The organism is Bacteroidota bacterium (assembly GCA_034439655.1).
Classification (GTDB): domain Bacteria; phylum Bacteroidota; class Bacteroidia; order UKL13-3; family UKL13-3; genus CANJUD01.
Map to the genome: position 1 here is coordinate 1 of JAWXAU010000003.1, position 18,107 is coordinate 18,107.

Below are 18,107 nucleotides of genomic sequence, written 5' to 3' on the forward strand. Positions count from 1 at the left end.
CCAGAAACTGTTTGGTTAAGTGTGCTGTTGTCCAACACCAAGTTTCCTGTTCCACTAATCGTACCATTACAAGCTACATCGCGTTTGGCAGTAAGGTTAAAACCTGCGGTTGCAACTGTTACACCGCTAACGATGTTCAAGTTACTGTTCACAATAGTATTTCCAGACAAGGTATAAGTACCTGAGCCATTTAGGCTTAACCAGTAGTATGCGTTAGCTGGAAGTGTTTGTGGCGAGGTAAATATAATTTTACCATAGTTGTGGGTAAGCGTTCCGTTCTTGGTAAACGTGCCACCTATTTGAAGCACACCTCCATTGTTTATGGTAAGTGTGGCTCCTGAATTAATGGTAAGGTTACTACAATATACGGTACTTGTAAGTACAGGTTGGAATGTACCAGTACTGATAGTCACATTTGAACTGTTGGTGGGCACTGTGCCTGAACACCAGTTAGGGCCATAGGTCCATACTGTGCTATAAGCACCTATCCACACCGCTGCAGTACCAATGCTAACTGTAACTTGGGTAGAGTATGCAGAACCACAAACACCTAAAGTTGATTTACAACGATAAGAGGTAGTAACCGAAGGCATAACCACATAAGTTGTTGTTGTTGCTCCAGATATATCTGTCCATGCACCTGCTCCAACTTTAGACTGCCATTGAGGGCTACCAGAATTTCCACTCACGCTCAATGTATCAGTTTGTCCTGAACAAAGTGCAGTAGATGTTACTGATGTAGTTCCACCAACAGGGTTAGAGTTGATAGTGATAGTGGTTGCAGGAGAAACACCTGTCTGGCTATATTGGTCCGCGATAGTACATGTGATACTGTATGTGCCTGTATAGGCTGGGTTATAGCTATAGGTAGCATAACTTGTACCTGTACCAGTTAGCTTAACAGTAGCACCTTCTTTCCATGTATAGGTATAAGCATTATTTACTGGGCTTGCAGTGAATACTTGACCTATTCCTTGACACATAGAAGTCGCTGTATTAGGACTAATAGTTGCATTTGGTGCATTTGGCCCCAGTACTACCACATTGTAATCTTCACATTCGCCAGCATAATAGTTACTACCGCAAGCTGTTGCTACCGAATAACCATAATAAGTAGAAATTACACGCAAACGTGTTGTGCCAATTAAGGCACCAGAAGCCACGCTTACAGGTATATTAGCCAATGACGTTCCAACAGAAGTATTGCCGCCTAAGCTTTCGCCTGCATCTGCAAAGTCTCCATCTTGGTTAGCGTCAATATACACATTAACTGTTTGGGTATAACCACTGCCTGCTTCCACTTTAATTGTATCGTTGCCAGTAATTGTTAACGAACATGTTTGGCTGCTGTAGTAGGTATAATAGTTTGGTCCACTACCATAAGATGTGGTATTGTCTATTGACGATCCAATTTTTACTCTAGCTATATACATTTGTGTATTGTAACCATTGTAGCCCCATGTTGGAGTACAATATTGAGCAATAACTTTACGTTTGCCAGCAGGACAAGTAACAGTAGGGGTATGAGTTGCTGCATTAATGGTAATTTGTGAGCAACACGCAGTTACTGAATCGCCAGTAGTTGCACCTGTTTTGATACTGTATGAAACCCAGAAGTGGTTAGTACCTGGTACTAAAGCTTGGGTTCCTGTTGCTGTGAATGTTCCATTGGGACCAACTTGTGTAGCAAACAAAGTAGTAGTGGCAAATGTGCCGCTATTTCCAGTAAAGTACACTCTAGCTGTGTCTATATCTCCAGAAGCATTCGTACTAGCCCCCGTGCTCAAGTTAAGTTGAGTGAGGTTAACAGTAGCACCAGTAGACATTACAACTTGTATATCGGCTACTTCATAATAACGCTTTCCTTTTTCAACTGGGCTGGTGGTAGGAGCCACGGTGGTAGAACTAGTGTATGACATGGCCACGTTAATCATTCTGCTTCCGCTTGGAGCTTGAGTTGTAGGAGTATAGTTGCTGCTACTAACTGTAACACTACTACATTCAACATCAACATTGTTATTGGTGGTTGCTCCACTAGCAATATCATAAGTAACCCAGAACCAGTTTGTATCGCTCGCTAAAGCCATACTGCCTGATACGCTGAAATTACCTACTGGACCGCTACTCGTAGAACCGAACTGCGTAGATGCTGCAAACACATTGCTACTTCCTGTAAACCAAACTTTAGCATTTGCAATGTCATTGCTAGCACTGCTCGAACCATTGGTGTTTAAGTCTAGCTGTGTAATTGTTTTAGAGCCAGAACATCCTTTAAGTACAACAGGTATAGCAATCATCTGTTGATTGGTTGCCCCTGCAAATACATCCAAAGTAGAAGATGTGCTTGTAGTTACTGATACCACTGTTAGTGGGCTGTCGGTAATATTAACACTGTAGTCTTCTACCTCGCCACCGTAGTAGTAAGTATAATTACAAGGATCAAGTGCTTGACCATTGTTGGCATAGTACTCGTTTCTAACACGCATGCGTGTTGAACCTAAACTAGCACCACATGGCACTGTAAAGCTAAACGATACTGTACCTGTAGTACCATTCGTTCCAACTTGTCCCAGTTTTTCAGATGCATCAAAATTGGCATCACCATCGAAGTCAATCCAGGCTGCTGTATATTGAGGAGTATAGTTGGTAGAAACACTAACACTTAAAGTATAGTTAGCAGCTTTTTGAATGTCGGTTGACTGAGCCAAATAACTGTTATTGGTACTTGTGCTATTAGGAACACTAGTAGTATTGTTAATGGTTCCCATAGTTACATTGGTAATACCTGTAAGTGAGTATTGGTTATACTGATACGTTTGAGCTGTACAATAAGGTTGAACCAATTTGCGTTTGCCTGCTGGAGCAGTTACCGATGGAACATAGGTATTGGTAGTTCCATTTGAATCCAAATCGAATTGTTCGAAAGTACCATCAACCGAATCGCCAGTATTTCCTGAGGTAGGAACATCATAAGTCATCCAGAAATAATTGGTTCCTGGCAATAATGATTGATTTCCGTTAAACGATACATTGTAGGTAGGAGAGTTATAAACACTACCATATTGCGTGGTAGTTGCAAATGCGTTGCTAGTACCAGTATACCAACATTTGGCATTGCTAATATTTGTGCTTACATTTTGCGAGCCTACTACAGTAAATTCAAGGTTTGTTGCATTTTGTGCAGAGCCCGTTGTCATTACAATTTGAGCACCTATAATTGCATTATTGGTGTTTCCTTTTACAATATTTGCTACACTTGCTTGCGTAGAAGTAGCACTAACATAAGAAGCAGGGATATTGATGGTACGGCTTCCTGTAACGGTAGCAACCGATGAGTAGGTTGTAGCGTTAATAGTAGCTGCTGTACCTTCGGCATCAACCAAATTGCCTATTGAGGCACCGCTTGCTATATCGTAAGTTAACCAGAACCAAGCAGAATCTGTGGTAAGGTTTTGTGTACCTGTTATACTAAATGCTGCACTTGGGCTGCTTAATGTAGAACCAAATTGTGTGGTTGTAGCAAATGTAGGGCTAGAAGCAGTATACCAAACTTTGGCATTGGTAATATCGGAAGTGCTAGTAGTGCCTGCAGTGTTGAAGTTAAGCTGGGTTAAAGCAGCAGTACCACAACCTTGCGAGTTTACACGAATTCTCATAATTTGAGCATTGGTATTACTAGGCGATACATCAACCGTAACGGGTTGTGCACTTACTACTGAAGTAATATTACGTGGACTATCAATAATATCTACAGAATAATCTTCTGTTTCACCAGCAAAGTTGTAGTTATAGTTACATGGATCCAATCCTCCTCCGTTAGCATAATATTCCCCTCTTACACGTAGACGTGTAGTACCAGCTAAAGCTGAACATGGAGTAGTAAAGTTGAAGGTACAAGTGGCTGTACTAGAATTCACTGTTACTTCACCTAGCTTTTCACCACTAGCGAAAGTTCCATCATTGTTCCAGTCAACCCATGCTGCAACGTATTGCGTGTAATAGCCGCTGTTCGATGCTGCAACAGTCATGGTATATGCCTGTGCCTTTTGTACTGAAGCATGTTGTGCAGTATAATCTGAGTGCGTAGTAGAACTTGTACTTACTGTTGTAGTGTTATTAATACCTGCAACGGTAACGTTTGTCATTCCTACTGCATAACCATATTGATTATAACTGTAGTCTGAGGGAGTACAATATGGGGCATTGATACGACGCTTAGTAGAAACCGTAGAATTAGAAGGTGCATAACCTGTGGCTGCAATAACAACTGAGTCTAAAGTAGCAGTAACAGAATCATTGGTGGTAGCTCCTGTTTTAATATCATAAGATAGATAGAAATAGTTAGCTCCTGGAACCAATAATACTGTTGTGCTTCCAAATTTCATTGTGCCGTTAGGAGACGCAATGGTAGAGCCAAATTGTGTTGTTGCTGCAAAGCCTGCACTACTTCCAGTATACCAAATTTTTGCATTTTGGATGTCGGTAGAAGGTGCTGTGCAACCAGTTGTTGTAAGTTTTAAACTGTCTAGTGCAATGGTCGAACCTGTGCTGCTCATATTAATTAGAATACGAACTATCGACTGATTGTTAATACCTTTGGTTACCGCTGAGGTAATAGGCATTGACAAAGATGAGCTAACATAAGTAGCAGGGTAGTTGATTTGTCTTCCACCTGTAGGGCTACTATTTGTTGGATTATAGGTATTGCTGTTAATAGTTAATGAAGTAACTGCGGCATCTAAATAATTTGCAATTGTTGCTCCGCTTGCTACGTTATAAGTTAACCATAACCAACAAGAATCGGGTACTGTTTGTGAACCACTAAAGCTCATAGCTCCATTTGGGCTAGATATTGTACTGCCATATTGCGTGGTTGTAGCAAACACATTAGTGGTTGTATACCATAATTTAGCATTGGTAATATCTGAAGTTGCTGTAGTACCATTGCTACCTGATGTATTCATGGTAACATTGGTTAAAGGATAGGTACCACAACCAGCCGCATTAATACGAACACCCATTATTTGGGCATTTGTTGCACCAGGCATAACATCAATTAATGAAGGGTGGAAAGCATTTGTGCTTGTAATGTTACGCGAGCTATCGGCAATATCTACAGAATAGTCTTCTGTTTCGCCTAGATAACCAGCATATTGATAACAAGGATCAAGAGCACCAGAACCACCATAATGGTTTTCGTGAACAATACGCATGCGGGTAGAACCTAAAGTAGCACTACAAGGTATTGTTACCGAAAGTTGGCCTGTGCTGCTTCCTCCTGAACCATCACTTGTTTCACCAATTTTTTCACCACTTGAGAAAGTGCCATCATTGTTCCAGTCAATCCAAACACCAGTATATCCTGTCCACCAGTAGTTTGCTACTTCCGCTGTTAAGCTTATGGTATAGGTTTGTGATTTTTGCACAGAGGCTGTAAGGTAAGAATAATCATTAGTAGTACTTGAGCCCGAAGGAGCTGAAGTTGTATTATTAATTCCTGCAAATGTAACATTGGTAATACCTTCTGGGTATCCATACTGATTATAATAGTAATCGGATGGAGCACAATAACTAGGGTTGATTTTGCGTTTGGTAGAAACAGTTGTATTTGTAGGTACTTGAGCCGTTCCGTTAACTGTTACCGAATCAAATTTAGCAGTAACCGAATCGTTAGTTGTAGCACCTGATTTAATATCGTAGGTAAGCCACAAATAATTATCGCCAGGGTTCACGTTATCGGTAGATGAGGTAAAGCTCATAACTCCGTTAGGTGCGGCAATGGTAGAACCATATTGGTAAGTGCTAGAAAATGTAGTGCTAGCCCCTGTTAGGAATAGTTTTGCGTTGCTGATATCTGTAGTGGGGTCTGTACACCCTGTTGTGTTTAACTTAATAGAGTTTAAGGGTACAGGGGATCCTGTGCTGCTTTGTGTTATTTTTAACAAAACGATTTTTTGTTGAACCCCGCCTTTTGCCACAGCCGATGTAAACGGCATAGTCATAGAAGAGCTTACATAAGTTGACGGATTGTTAATGGCACGCGAACCTGAAGGGTCGCTATTGGTAGGCGTGCTACTTGAGCTGCTAACTACCATAGAGGTAATTTTTGCATCCACTACATTGGTAACAGTGGCTCCCGATGCAATATCATAGGTAAGCCAATACCAAACCGAGTCATTTGCTATAGTTGTAGAACCATTCACAGTAAATGCACCATTGGGACTGCTTACGGTACTTCCCCATTGGGTAGTAGTAGCAAATATGGGGCTATTGCCGGTGTACCAAACTTTGGCATTGGTAATGTCGCCACTTGCATTGGTAGAACCTGGAGTGCCTGCAGTACTAAAGTTCAATTGTGTTACATTTAAATTGTTGCCACAACCCGCAGAATTAATACGAAGTTTCAATATTTGTTGGTTGGTAGAACCTGGTTGTACGTCCAAGTTTAGTGGAAGTGCTGCAACGCTAGAAAGAATGCTACGTGGGCTATCCAATATGTCGATGCTATAATCTTCTACTTCTCCCGCATAATAATAATTATATGCACATGGAACAAGATTTCCTCCATAGCCATAATACTCTGAACGTATACGCATACGAGTAGAACCGACTGCTGCAGTACATGGAGGGGTAATATTCATAGTATAGGTGCCAGAATAATTGCTCTGGTCAGAATATTCTCCTATATTTTCACCTGCATCTGTCCAGTCTCCATCACCATTCCAGTCAATCCAAACTGCACCATAATAAGATGAATAGTTAGCTGACCAACTTACACTAATTGTAGAGGATTTAGCTTTTTGAAGTGTACCTGTTTGAGATGTATAGTCAGAATAAGTTGTTGTTGAGGATGGTACACTAGAAGTATTGTTAATGCCTCCCAAAGTTACATTGCTGATACCTGTAACACCATATTGGTTGTACTGGTAATCGGAAGTCGTACAATAGGTAGCACGTATTCTGCTTTTGCCAGCTATCGTAGCAGGGCTTGCATTGTATGATGACCCTCCAGTAGCAAGTCTAACTAAATTAGCGTTTACTGAATCGCCGAGCGTAGCTCCTGATGGGATATCATAAGTGAACCAGAAATAATTATCTCCTGGCTGTAATGCTGCAGAGCCATAGATGGAAAGAGTTCCATTAGGCGAAGCAATGGTAGCACCATACTGGGTAGTAGTAGCAAATGTGCTGCTGCTGCCTGTAAACCATACATTCGCATTAGTAACATCTGAAGCACTTGTGTTTCCTGTAGTATTAAAGATTAAAGAATCTAAATTTACACCAGCACCGCTGTTCATAGTAATTTTCACTCTAGCAACCTTATTGTTTGTAGAATTTGTTCCTAACGAAATGGTATATTTAGACCAGGTGTGTGTGTTATAGGTGGCAGGAGATGCAATAGTTCTATCGCCCGAAGGGTTAGAAATAGATGGAGAATAAGTAGAAGCCCCTACAGTAATACCTGTACATTGAGCATCAATCTTATTGCCATTGGTAGCACCACTGTTAACATTATATGTTAACCAGAAGTGGTTACTATCAGCGTTAAGGGCCTGTGTGCCGCTAATGCTGAAATTGCCATTAGGGGAAGCCACTGCTGAACCAAATTGTGTAATTGCTGCAAAAGCATTGCTTAAGCCTGTAAACCAAACTTTGGCATTGGTAATATCAGCTGCTGCTGCAGTGGTACCTGTTGTATTAAAATTCAACTGGGTAACATTCAATGTACCGCCACATCCACTAGTATTTATTAACATACCTATCACCTCAGCATTGTTAGAACCTTGAGGAACTATGCTAGTGTTTTGCTGGGTGGTTGTGCTGTTAGTATAAGTAAGTGGGTTGTTGTTTATATCAACTGTATAGTCTTCTGTTTCACCTGCGTTAGGATATACATAATTACAAGGATCAAGAGGTTGACCACCATTGGCATAATACTCTTCACAGATACGCATACGTGTTTGACCTGTTACCACTCCAGCACAAGGAACTGTAAAGTTAATGGTGACTGTTCCACTTGAATTGCCAGTACTATATGCTGGTTGTCCAATTTTTTCGCCTGCATCAGCAAAGTCGCCATCTCCGTTCCAGTCAATCCATGCTGCTATGTTACCATAACCATATTGGGCTAAATAACTAAGAGACAATGTATATGATTGGTACTTGTATAATGTAGCCGACTGTGCTGTATAATCATTATATTGTGCATAAGCAGTAGGTGTATTGGTTGTATTATTAATAGCACCCAAGCTCACATTTGTAATACCGTAGTTATAGGAATTGTAATACTTTGATGATACATCACAATAGTTAGGTATTACATAACGTTTGCCTGTAACAGTTGTAGGCGAGGGAGTATAGGTACTACCTGCAATTCGAACACGAGCTATGGTAGCATCTATTGAATCGTCTGTAGTAGCACTTGTTTTGATGTCGTAGGTTAACCAAAAATAGTTAGTCCCTGGCAAAATCGCCATAGACTGACCAAAACGAATTTCACCACCCGACACAGTAGTTAGCGTGCTTGCATATTGTGTTGTTGTAGCAAAAGCACTACTGTTGCCAGTATAGAAACAACGCATGTTTGATACATTAGTTGAGAAGTTTGCAGTACCTGTATTGGTGAATATCAAACTGTCCAAGTTAATTGAAGTACCCGTGCTCATCACTATTTCCAATCCTGCTATCTTTTGGTTGCTAGATCCTTTAGGCATGCCGTTGAAAGCTGTTTGGGTTAAGTATGAACTTGTATAGCTCATTGGGTTCAATATTTGTCTGTTTCCCGAAGGAGAAGGAATGGTAGTGCTATAGTTCACACTGTTTACATCTACGCTGTTCGCTTGTGCATCCAAATAGTCGCCAACAGTGGCAGAACTAGGCACATTGTAAACCAACCAGAAATTGTTGGTATCGGTAACCAATGCCCTAGAACCTGTAATACTAAAATTAGCATTACTAGATAGGCTGCTACCTGCAATTTTACCAAACAAGGTAGTGGTAGCAAATGTATTGCTATTTCCAGTAAAATATATAATAGCAGAGTCTATATCGCCTTGAGGGTCGGTATTGCCTGTAGTATTTAAATTAATAGATGTTAAGGTTTGTGTTCCTGTACATCCTTTGGTAACTACTTGTACACGTACTATTTGGTTATTGTTAGTACCTGTACCAACAGCCAATGTTACATTTTGTAAAGTGGTAGCACTTACCACAGTAAGGGCACTATCGGAAATAGTTAGTGTATAATCTTCGATTTCATCATAGTAACCATAGTATAAATCGTTACAAGGGTCTTGAGTACCACCAGTTTGATAAAAATACTCTTCTTTAACACGCATCCTGGCTTGGCCAAGAGCTGCATTGCAGGGAACAGTAAAATTAAATAAATTTGTAACCGGGCTGGTCGCATCCGTGAACTGAGCAAGTTTCTCAGTAGATTGGAAAGTTCCATCTTGGTTCCAATCAACCCATACAGAGGTATACATATACTGATATGTTTGCGAAGTAACTGAAACGGATTGTGGTGAACCTCTTTGAATTGTGGTGCTCATACTAGTATAATCAGTATAAGTATTATTAGCAGCAGGTAAACCTGTATTGTTATTGATGCTTCCTATGCTCACATTGGTGATACCACCATTGCCATAGTTGTATCCAGAGGTATAAGGAGTACATGGTTGTGGAATGATTTTGCGTTTACCTGTAGGATCTGTTACACTTGGAGTATAAGGAGAGCCCGCAATGGTAACTTGACTAACTCTAGCATCAACACTATCGCCAGTGTTTGCCCCTGTTTTTATACTGTATACAACCCAGAAATAATTATTGCCTGGCAACAATGCTCTAGTTGAATTAACTGTATAGGTAGTAGTGGCTGCTGGGCTAAGTTGGTAGGTGCCAAACAGTGTGGTAGGAGCAAAAGTAGCACTGTTGCCTGTGTAATAGATACGGGCAGTGTCAACATTGCTTGTAATGTTATTCGTACCGTTTGTTTGCCATTTAAGTTGGGTCAAATTCACCGAAGAACCTGAGCTCATATTAATTTGGACACCCAATACCGCATGATACCTTGTTCCTTTACCAACAGAGCCAGTAGAGGGTTGAATACCTGTGGTGCTATTCCAAGTCATTGGGTTATCAATAACCCTACTGCCCGAAGGGGCTGTGCTTGAAGGTGTATAAGCATTTCCACCAACTGTAACGCTGGTAAACTCTCCATCTACAACATTGGAAATAGTAGCACCTCCATTTAGGTTATATGCTAACCAAAACCAGTTTGTATCTGACACGAGTGCCTGAGTTCCTGTAATATTATAAGAAGCTGTCATGCTTCCTGTATACGTAGATCCAAACTGAGTGGTTGTGGCAAAAGCACTGCTATTGCCTGTCCAATATATTTTTGCACCAGTAACATCGCCAGATACACTAGTAGAACCATTAGCATTAAGGCTAAAGCTGGTTGCATTCAAGCTACCATTGCAACCTGAAGTTATTACCGGCATTGCAATAATTTCTACATTGCTTGTACCGGGACTAACCGCTAAAGTGTTGTTTTGAGCTGTGAAACTAGCTGCATAGGAAAGCGGACTATCGGTAACATTTACCAAATAGTCTTCTGTTTCACCATAACCATAAGTAATGCAGGGATCAGACCAATAACTGGCTGAATAATATGCCGCCATTACACGAATTTTTGTATATCCCAAACTGCTTGTACAAGGAATAGGGATAACAAATGTGTGCGTGGTGCTTGCGGTACCGTTGCCAGAAGCAGTAGTCACTACTTGTTCTCCTGCATCGTAAAAGTCTCCATCTTGGTTGAAGTCAATCCAAGCAACAATTCCAATAGGACTACCACTGAATGCACCTAAACTTACAGCTAATGTCGGGTTGGACTTGCGTTGAACTGTGGCAAAAGAATTACTGGTAGTGTAAGCGGGGCTACTGGTAGCACCAGCAGTTGTGGTAACATTTAAGTTGTTGAGCGATACATTGGTAATACCCATTCCTGCAAGACCACTATAGTTATAAGAATGGCTTGGGGTACAATAAGCTGGAATAATTCTGCGATAACCAGCAGGGCTAGTTACAGTAGGTGTTTGTGCAGTTCCAGCAACCCTCATCCTAATAGCTCTAGCATCAACCGAGTCGCCTGTGTTAGCACCCGATTTGATATCGTAGGTTAACCAAAAATAGTTTGTATTGTTTGTAAGGGGCTGTGTACCCAGAAAGTTCATTTGACCATTTGGGGCAGCGATAGTACTTCCATACTGGGTGGTAGCAGCAAAAGCACTGCTATTAGCTGTATACCAAATTTTAGCATTGGAAATATTGGTGGTTGCATTGTTAGTACCATTGGTACCTGTTGTGTGCAATACAATAGAGTCCATATTAATAGGAGAACCAGTTACAGACATATCTACGTTTATACCTAGTATAGCATTAGTAGTTGAACCTTTAGTTACAAAAACAGTGCTTGCTTGGGTTACGGTAGACGATGTGTAAGTCATTGGAGGAATTAACTGTCTGTTTCCAACAGGAGACTTGTTTGTGCTTGGGAATGTAACTCCACTTATGTGAATATCGCCAGCATTTATTTTAGCATCCAAGTAATCGTACATTGTTGGACTGGCAACTACATCATACACCACGTATAAATAGGTAACTGCACATGGAAGGCTGTGATTTAAACCATAAAACGACGCTTTGCCGCTTACAAAAGAAACACCAGCACCAGCACCTATTTGTGTAGCTGTGCTTGTGCTAAATACATTCGATGAAGAAACATAAAGTTTTACCTTTGATACGTCAGCATCGGCTGTGTTGTTTGAAGTAACTATAACAGTATCCAAAATCTGTGTTCCAGTAACACCTTGCACATCAATATCCATACGAATAATTTCGTTTGCATTTGAACCTGCAGAAACTGAGTTTACACTAGCTGTACTGTAATTAATATTATTTACTGCCATTGATGAACCACTAGAAGGTGTATAGGTATAGGTAAGGCCTTTATCGGGCCTGTTACCGCTACCGCCCATATTACAATAAGCAGAATTTGATGAACCATTTGCATCATTTGCAAACCAGGTTCCTGAACTAGAGGTACGGTTTAAATAATCCGAGTTTGATGAGCCTCGTAGACCTACTTGTCTAGCGGTGTAGCTTCCCGTTGGTTGAGTTAGAACTGAGTCGTATACTATTTTAATAACACCATTACAGGTGTTCATCCTAATTTGAAATCCAAATCTTCCATCTTGATAATAACAAGCATGATCTGTCCATTGAACGATAAATTCGCTACCTACCTGTTGGTAGATAATAGAGGGAGAGGTGCCAGAAGCACCTGTATAACTATAATAACCACTTGCACAAATTACACCGCTGTAACTTGATGAAGAACTGATTGGTTGTGGGTCGCAGTTTGGTACTGTTGACCCAAAAACCACATAGCCGTTTGCTTGAATTTGCAAACTTGTGTAGGAACTACCATTAAAGTTAAAAGAGGGAATGGTAATCGCACTTGATACACCACAGTAATCATAAGTACCAGACTTAAACACCGAAGCACCACCACCAGTAGTAATAGGTGTGTAAGTTCCCAGAGCTTTACTGAAACTGTAGTTAGAGGTTAGCTGAGCTTTTGCACCCCCGTAGGAGAACAACATCAGCATGATCATGCCAAGACAAGACATCAATGTCCTTCTTGACGAGCGGGTGGGCGTCGGAGATACCGAGCCAAGCCACTCATTTTGTTGAGTAGATTTGGATAACATAATTTGATTAGATTAATTTAATTGATTTTTCTAAGTAAGTTGTGTGAGCAAAGTCAGAAAATAAATTTTCTGTGCTTTCGATGAGGCAATGCTCGAACCTCTGTTCCATAAAGAACTGCTGGGTACGCTGAAAGCTAAGAACGTTTTGTTGAAGAGTACAAAATTTCACCATAGGCTTTTGTTTAGGTTTTTTTTTAAAGTGTTAAACTTTTGTATATATTAAGTGGTTCGGCCACCTACCGCTAACACAAGTACCAAAAACACTACGAACTGCATTTAAATATGATGTTCAGTACATGAAATTGACACCTCTGATAGAATATGGAATTTACGTGTTTTTCTTCAAAAAGGAGTATTTAAAAAAATTTTTATTCCTTGATTTTCTACGTTTTATAATTTCGTCTGCCTTGTTTAAATCTTGTGCACATCGTGCCTTTCGACACAATGGTGCTTAGCTTTGTTTTACTTATTTTGTTTTTAGTTAAACATTTATCATCATTGGCATGATGAGCATGAGTATGTCTTCATCGCTATCGTTTTCTGCTGGCAATAATAGTCCCGCCCTGTTGGGCATTGAAAACTCCATCCTCACATCTTCCGTGTCCATAGCATTAAGCATCTCGGTTAGAAAACGGGCATTAAAGCCTATTTCAATATCGGATCCTTCATAATTACAAGACAATCTTTCGGTGGCCTCGTTGGCAAAATCATAATCTTCTGCAGATATTGTCATCTCACTTCCGGCAATCTTTAATCGAACCTGGTTAGTTGTTTTATTGGCATATATAGAAACCCTTTTCATCGCACTGATAAAATCGTTTCGGTTAATGCTTAACTTATTTGGGTTCTCAGTCGGTATAACCGCCGTATAATCAGGATAACGCTCGTCTATCAAACGGCAAATTAGGCTTACGCCTGCAAAGGAGAAAAAAGCATAAGAGGTATTAAAATCTATTTTTACCGGGGTATCATCATTGGGCAGGGAGCTTTTTAAAAGGTTCATCGCTTTTTTGGGCAAAATGAATGATGTTTCAAAACCATTGTTGAACCCCTTCCTTTGCACTCTCACCAGTCGGTTGGCATCTGTTGCCACAAAATTTATGTTGCTATCGGACACTTGGCAATAAACACCTGTTAGGTTAATACGCAACTCGTCGGTGCCTGTTGCAAAAATTGTCTTATTAATGGCTTTTGATAGTACTTTAGCTGAAAGCACAATTGAGTTGTCGCTTTCTAGCACAGGAAATTTTGGAAAATCTTTAGCGTCATTTCCGGTAAGTTTATACCGCCCATTTCCTGTGTTTATTTCTATACTTTTGCTTGCCTCATCCACAGAGAATGTAACAGGCTGGGTGGGAAGGTTTTTCAAAGTTTCAAGAGAAACCTTAGATGGGACTGCAATGTCAATATCGCTATCGGCTTCTACCTTTAATGAGGTTGTCATAAACGTTTCCAAGTCGGTAGTGGTGATTTTAAGATTTCCGTCCTTTATTTCAAAAAGGAAGTTTTCCAAAATAGGAATAAGTGGCTTGGAAACCACTACACCGTCTACTAAATCTAGTTGTTTAAGCAGGTCGTTGGTTGATACTATAAATTTCATTTGGTTGTCTTTTTATTGCTTATAAAGTTGTTTGGAAAGTCTGCGAAGTTAACCTTCTGTTTTCAAGAATTGAAAAAAAAAATGCTGTTGATTGGTTATCAAAAGTTTGCCCTTAAAATCATTCTTCCTGCCTTCCTAACATCATTTTTTTTATTTCCAAATCAAGTTCTTTTGTGCCTTGTCCTTGCAGATCGAAGGCGTCCAAACCTTCCAAAACTGGCTGCCCGGCATCAAACCAACAGGTATACCAAACACTTGCCGTCATTAATGCCGAAAGCCTAAGCCTTCTTTCAACTTGGTCGTCGAGCATTCTTGCATAAGCCAACGAAAAATCGTTGGAATATACCTTAATATTACGTCCGCTCTTTTCTTCAAAACCATATTTTCGGTCATCTCCAAAAAGTTTGGACAAGCGTTTTTCAAAACCTAAAACAGAGTCCAAACAAGCATAGCTGTCATTTATTGTTTTCCATATTTGCTGGTTAAGGCTGTCAATATAATAGCACGGCCCAATCATCAAATCATATCCTTCCGAGAAAAGCTCAGGCAACCTAGACTCCCAAAAAGCGTGAATACCGTGCTGCCCCGAGAATTGTCCATTATAATTGTGCGTTGTGTGGAGCGGAACATGTGCATCGGCGATATAATGTCCTATGTCGGCCGAAAGCCTGAGAACCGTCATCATATCCTTCACCCTGAAGGCTTCGGTAAGCCTGTTTTTCATGAGCATAATATGCCAGGGCACAATTCCGTGAGCGACGAGTGTGTCTCGACCATATTTTTCTACTGCTTCTGGCCAATAGCGTGGTATGCTGTCTATCGGTAGCGTTTTCTCATAATAATCTATATCTATATAATGTCTGCATGCTTCAGCGGTATCGCTATATCTTCTTCTGTCCGGGTCAACAGAGTGTTCTGTTATAAAGTCAATATAGTTTTTATAGAAAATAAACATCTCGGGTGGAAGAGCATAAACTGCCGAGTTGTTTACAATCTTATGCCCGTGAAAGCCCCAAGAATATGCCTTCTGTGCAATAAATAAAAAAAATAAAAGACCCGCAAAAAGTGTTTTCATTGAAATAATTATTACTTATGTACCCAAGCAGAAGTAGCCCAATAGGTAAGCTCTCCCAATTCTTTACTGTGTTTGTCTTCTGGTGTTTGCCTGTATAGATAACCTGCAAAAAAAGCTTCCTTGCCCAAAGCTGTTGTGTCTAGAAAAAAATTACCTCCTGTCTTAATATGGAGCGTTTTGTTTTTCTCGGTTAATACTTCACACCAGCATCCTGCTTCGCGACATACCTCAATTATTTTTCCCTTGAGCTCCGTAACAAACGAATCTTTATCGTTCAATATTTCGTGAGCCATAACAGCCTCGATTGGTGTGCCAGGTATATAGGTGCTATCGCCGTATTTTTCGTACAAGGCCATGTCGTCGGGCATGTGTTTTATAGTATCGGGTTCCTTTTCTGGTGTCGGGACTTTTTGCTCGCTTTTGCATGATACCAAACAGAAAAGTGTGAATATATATATATAATACTTCATGCTGTTTTTTCTAATCGATATATCATACTATTTCACCAATGTCATTTCCTTTATCAAATTCCCTGCCCCTCCAAGTTTGTCAATAATAAACAAGGTATATCTCACGTCTACGCATATAGTGCGTTTAAATTGTGCATCGAACGCTATATCGCCACTCATTGCTTCCCAGTTACCATCGAATGCTGTTCCTATTAATTCACCATTCCCGTTTATTACAGGGCTGCCACTATTCCCTCCTGTAATATCGTTTGTGGTAAGAAACCCAACGGGTACTTCTCCATCTTTGCCTGCATATTGTCCGTAGTCTCTGTTCTTGTATAGTTCTTTAAGTTTTGCTGGCACCACAAACTCGTCGTTGTTTGGATCTTCTTTTTCCATTATGCCTTTAAGAGTGGTGAAATGCGAAAAATGAACAGCGTCTTTGGGGCTATAATCTTTAATGTTTCCGTAAGTACAACGCATGGTACTATTTGCATCAGGATAAAAATATTTATTGGGTTGCATTTGCATTAATCCCTTCATATACTTGTTGCCAAAGTTTGCATTTGCAAAATTGAATGCATCTATATACTTTTTATAGTTGTTATTGTAGTTTTTCATAAAAGCCAAAGCGTATTGAATGGCGGGGTCTTTTTGAATGGCTTTGAGATTTGGTTTGTCAAAAAATTTATTTAATTTCACAGAGTCGGTAATCATGGTTTTGGCAACAATCTTTTCTACCGTTTTATTAATAAGTTCCCTTTCTTTTCCTGTTTTGGTTTTGGCCATAAGCTTTGTAAGCATTTCTGGGTGTTGGCTTTTGTCAATATCATTATAATACATTTCGAGTGTTGCGGCCATAATTGCTTCATCGCTTGCTTTATTATAATATGCTTTATAAAAAGAAGCATATCTTGCTTTTAAAATAATTATTTGTGCTTGTATTTTTGAGTTGTCTAGCTCGGGTTTCATAAATTCCTTTTCTAAATCGATAAAAGCGGCTGCATACGAAACAAGTATTGACCCACGAATTCCCTCGCCTAAATAAACTTGGTGCTTATTATATAGTTTATATATATCATATTCTTTTTCTAAATTGCCAAAAAGCACTGAATAATTTGGGTTGGAAGTGGCCCATTGATTAAAAACTGCTTCGTCGGCAAACTTGCGTTCAAATACTTTATTATGTTTCAATTGTTCCGTTTGGCCAATAAAATATTTCCAATAGTTTGCTATCTGTGCATAGCGGCTGGCCAGTTGTAAGCGAACTTCTACATCTGCATCCATTTGCTCCTTCATTAATTGCAAGCGTTTTGTGCGTAGCTTTACAATAGCTGGGTTTGTTTGCTCTATCGCTAATTTCACACCCATGGAGGTCTCATATCTATTGGTGCGTCCGGGAAAACCAAATATCATTGCAAAATCTCCATTTTCCACACCCTTAAGCGAAACGGGCAAGTATTTTTTAGGTTTGAAAGGTACATTTTCTGTACTGTAGGTTGCGGGCTTATTATCCTTGTTTGCATATATACGAAACATGCTAAAATCGCCCGTGTGCCTAGGCCACATCCAGTTGTCAGTATCTCCTCCAAACTTACCAATGCTTTCTGGCGGTGTTCCTACTAAACGCACGTCTGTATAGCGTTCCATAACAAACAAATAAAATTGATTCCCTTTAAACATGTCTCTAACAAATGCCTCGTAACGACCATCTTCTTTTGCAGCTTTGGCTAGTTTTTCGCCCTCTTTTTGTGCATAAAATAATTGCGAATCGGCTGGATATTTAGCAAGTTCCGCCATCATTCTTTCCGTTACGTCTTCCATTCTTACCAAGAATGCTACCGACAATCCTTGTGCGGGTAGTTCTTGCGATTTGTCCAATGCCCAAAACCCGTTTGCCAGTCTATTATTATCTGGCGTGCTAAGTGTTGCTATAGCATCGTAACCACAATGATGGTTGGTAAGAACCAATCCCTCGTTAGAAATAACTTCACCGGTGCAACCTCCGCCAAACCAAATTACCGCATCTTTCATGCTGGCGTTGTTCACGTCATACAATTGTTGGGGGGTTAGTTTTAGACCCATCTGTGTCATTTGGGTATAGTTTTTTTGTCCCAATAAAATTGGGAGCCACATGCCTTCATCGGCAAGAGTTGCCGAAGTAAAAGCTAAAAATGTAAGAATGCTTAGTATCTTTTTTTTCATGT

The 18,107-nt window shown here is 40.1% G+C and carries 5 protein-coding genes; all 5 read right to left on the reverse strand.

Annotated features, from left to right (window positions below; all coding sequences use genetic code 11):
* Positions 1–12,668: BNR-repeat neuraminidase N-terminal domain-containing protein (locus tag SGJ10_00170; GenBank protein ID MDZ4756536.1), on the reverse strand; the 12,668-nt coding region annotated here is incomplete at its 3' end.
* A gap of 589 nt (positions 12,669–13,257) precedes the next feature.
* Positions 13,258–14,376: a DNA polymerase III subunit beta gene (dnaN, locus tag SGJ10_00175; GenBank protein MDZ4756537.1), complete on the reverse strand. Its 1,119-nt coding sequence runs from the start codon at positions 14,374–14,376 to the stop codon at positions 13,258–13,260.
* Positions 14,377–14,494: 118 nt separating this feature from the next.
* Complete coding sequence (locus tag SGJ10_00180; protein ID MDZ4756538.1) at positions 14,495–15,451, reverse strand: zinc dependent phospholipase C family protein; 957 nt, start codon at positions 15,449–15,451, stop codon at positions 14,495–14,497.
* Between the two features lie 11 nt (positions 15,452–15,462).
* Positions 15,463–15,921 carry a DUF4920 domain-containing protein gene (locus SGJ10_00185; GenBank protein MDZ4756539.1) on the reverse strand — a complete coding sequence of 153 codons (459 nt, stop codon included), beginning with the start codon at positions 15,919–15,921 and terminating at the stop codon, positions 15,463–15,465.
* 27 nt (positions 15,922–15,948) lie between these two features.
* Positions 15,949–18,105: a S46 family peptidase gene (locus SGJ10_00190; protein ID MDZ4756540.1), complete on the reverse strand. Its 2,157-nt coding sequence runs from the start codon at positions 18,103–18,105 to the stop codon at positions 15,949–15,951.
* Positions 18,106–18,107: the final 2 nt, after the last annotated feature.

Excerpts from the sequence above, each read along its gene's own strand:
- dnaN (MDZ4756537.1), bottom strand. The coding sequence starts at position 14,376 with ATGAAATTTATAGTATCAACCAACGACCTGCTTAAACAACTAGATTTA.
- SGJ10_00180 (MDZ4756538.1), bottom strand. The coding sequence starts at position 15,451 with ATGAAAACACTTTTTGCGGGTCTTTTATTTTTTTTATTTATTGCACAG.
- SGJ10_00185 (MDZ4756539.1), bottom strand. The coding sequence starts at position 15,921 with ATGAAGTATTATATATATATATTCACACTTTTCTGTTTGGTATCATGC.
- SGJ10_00190 (MDZ4756540.1), bottom strand. The coding sequence starts at position 18,105 with ATGAAAAAAAAGATACTAAGCATTCTTACATTTTTAGCTTTTACTTCG.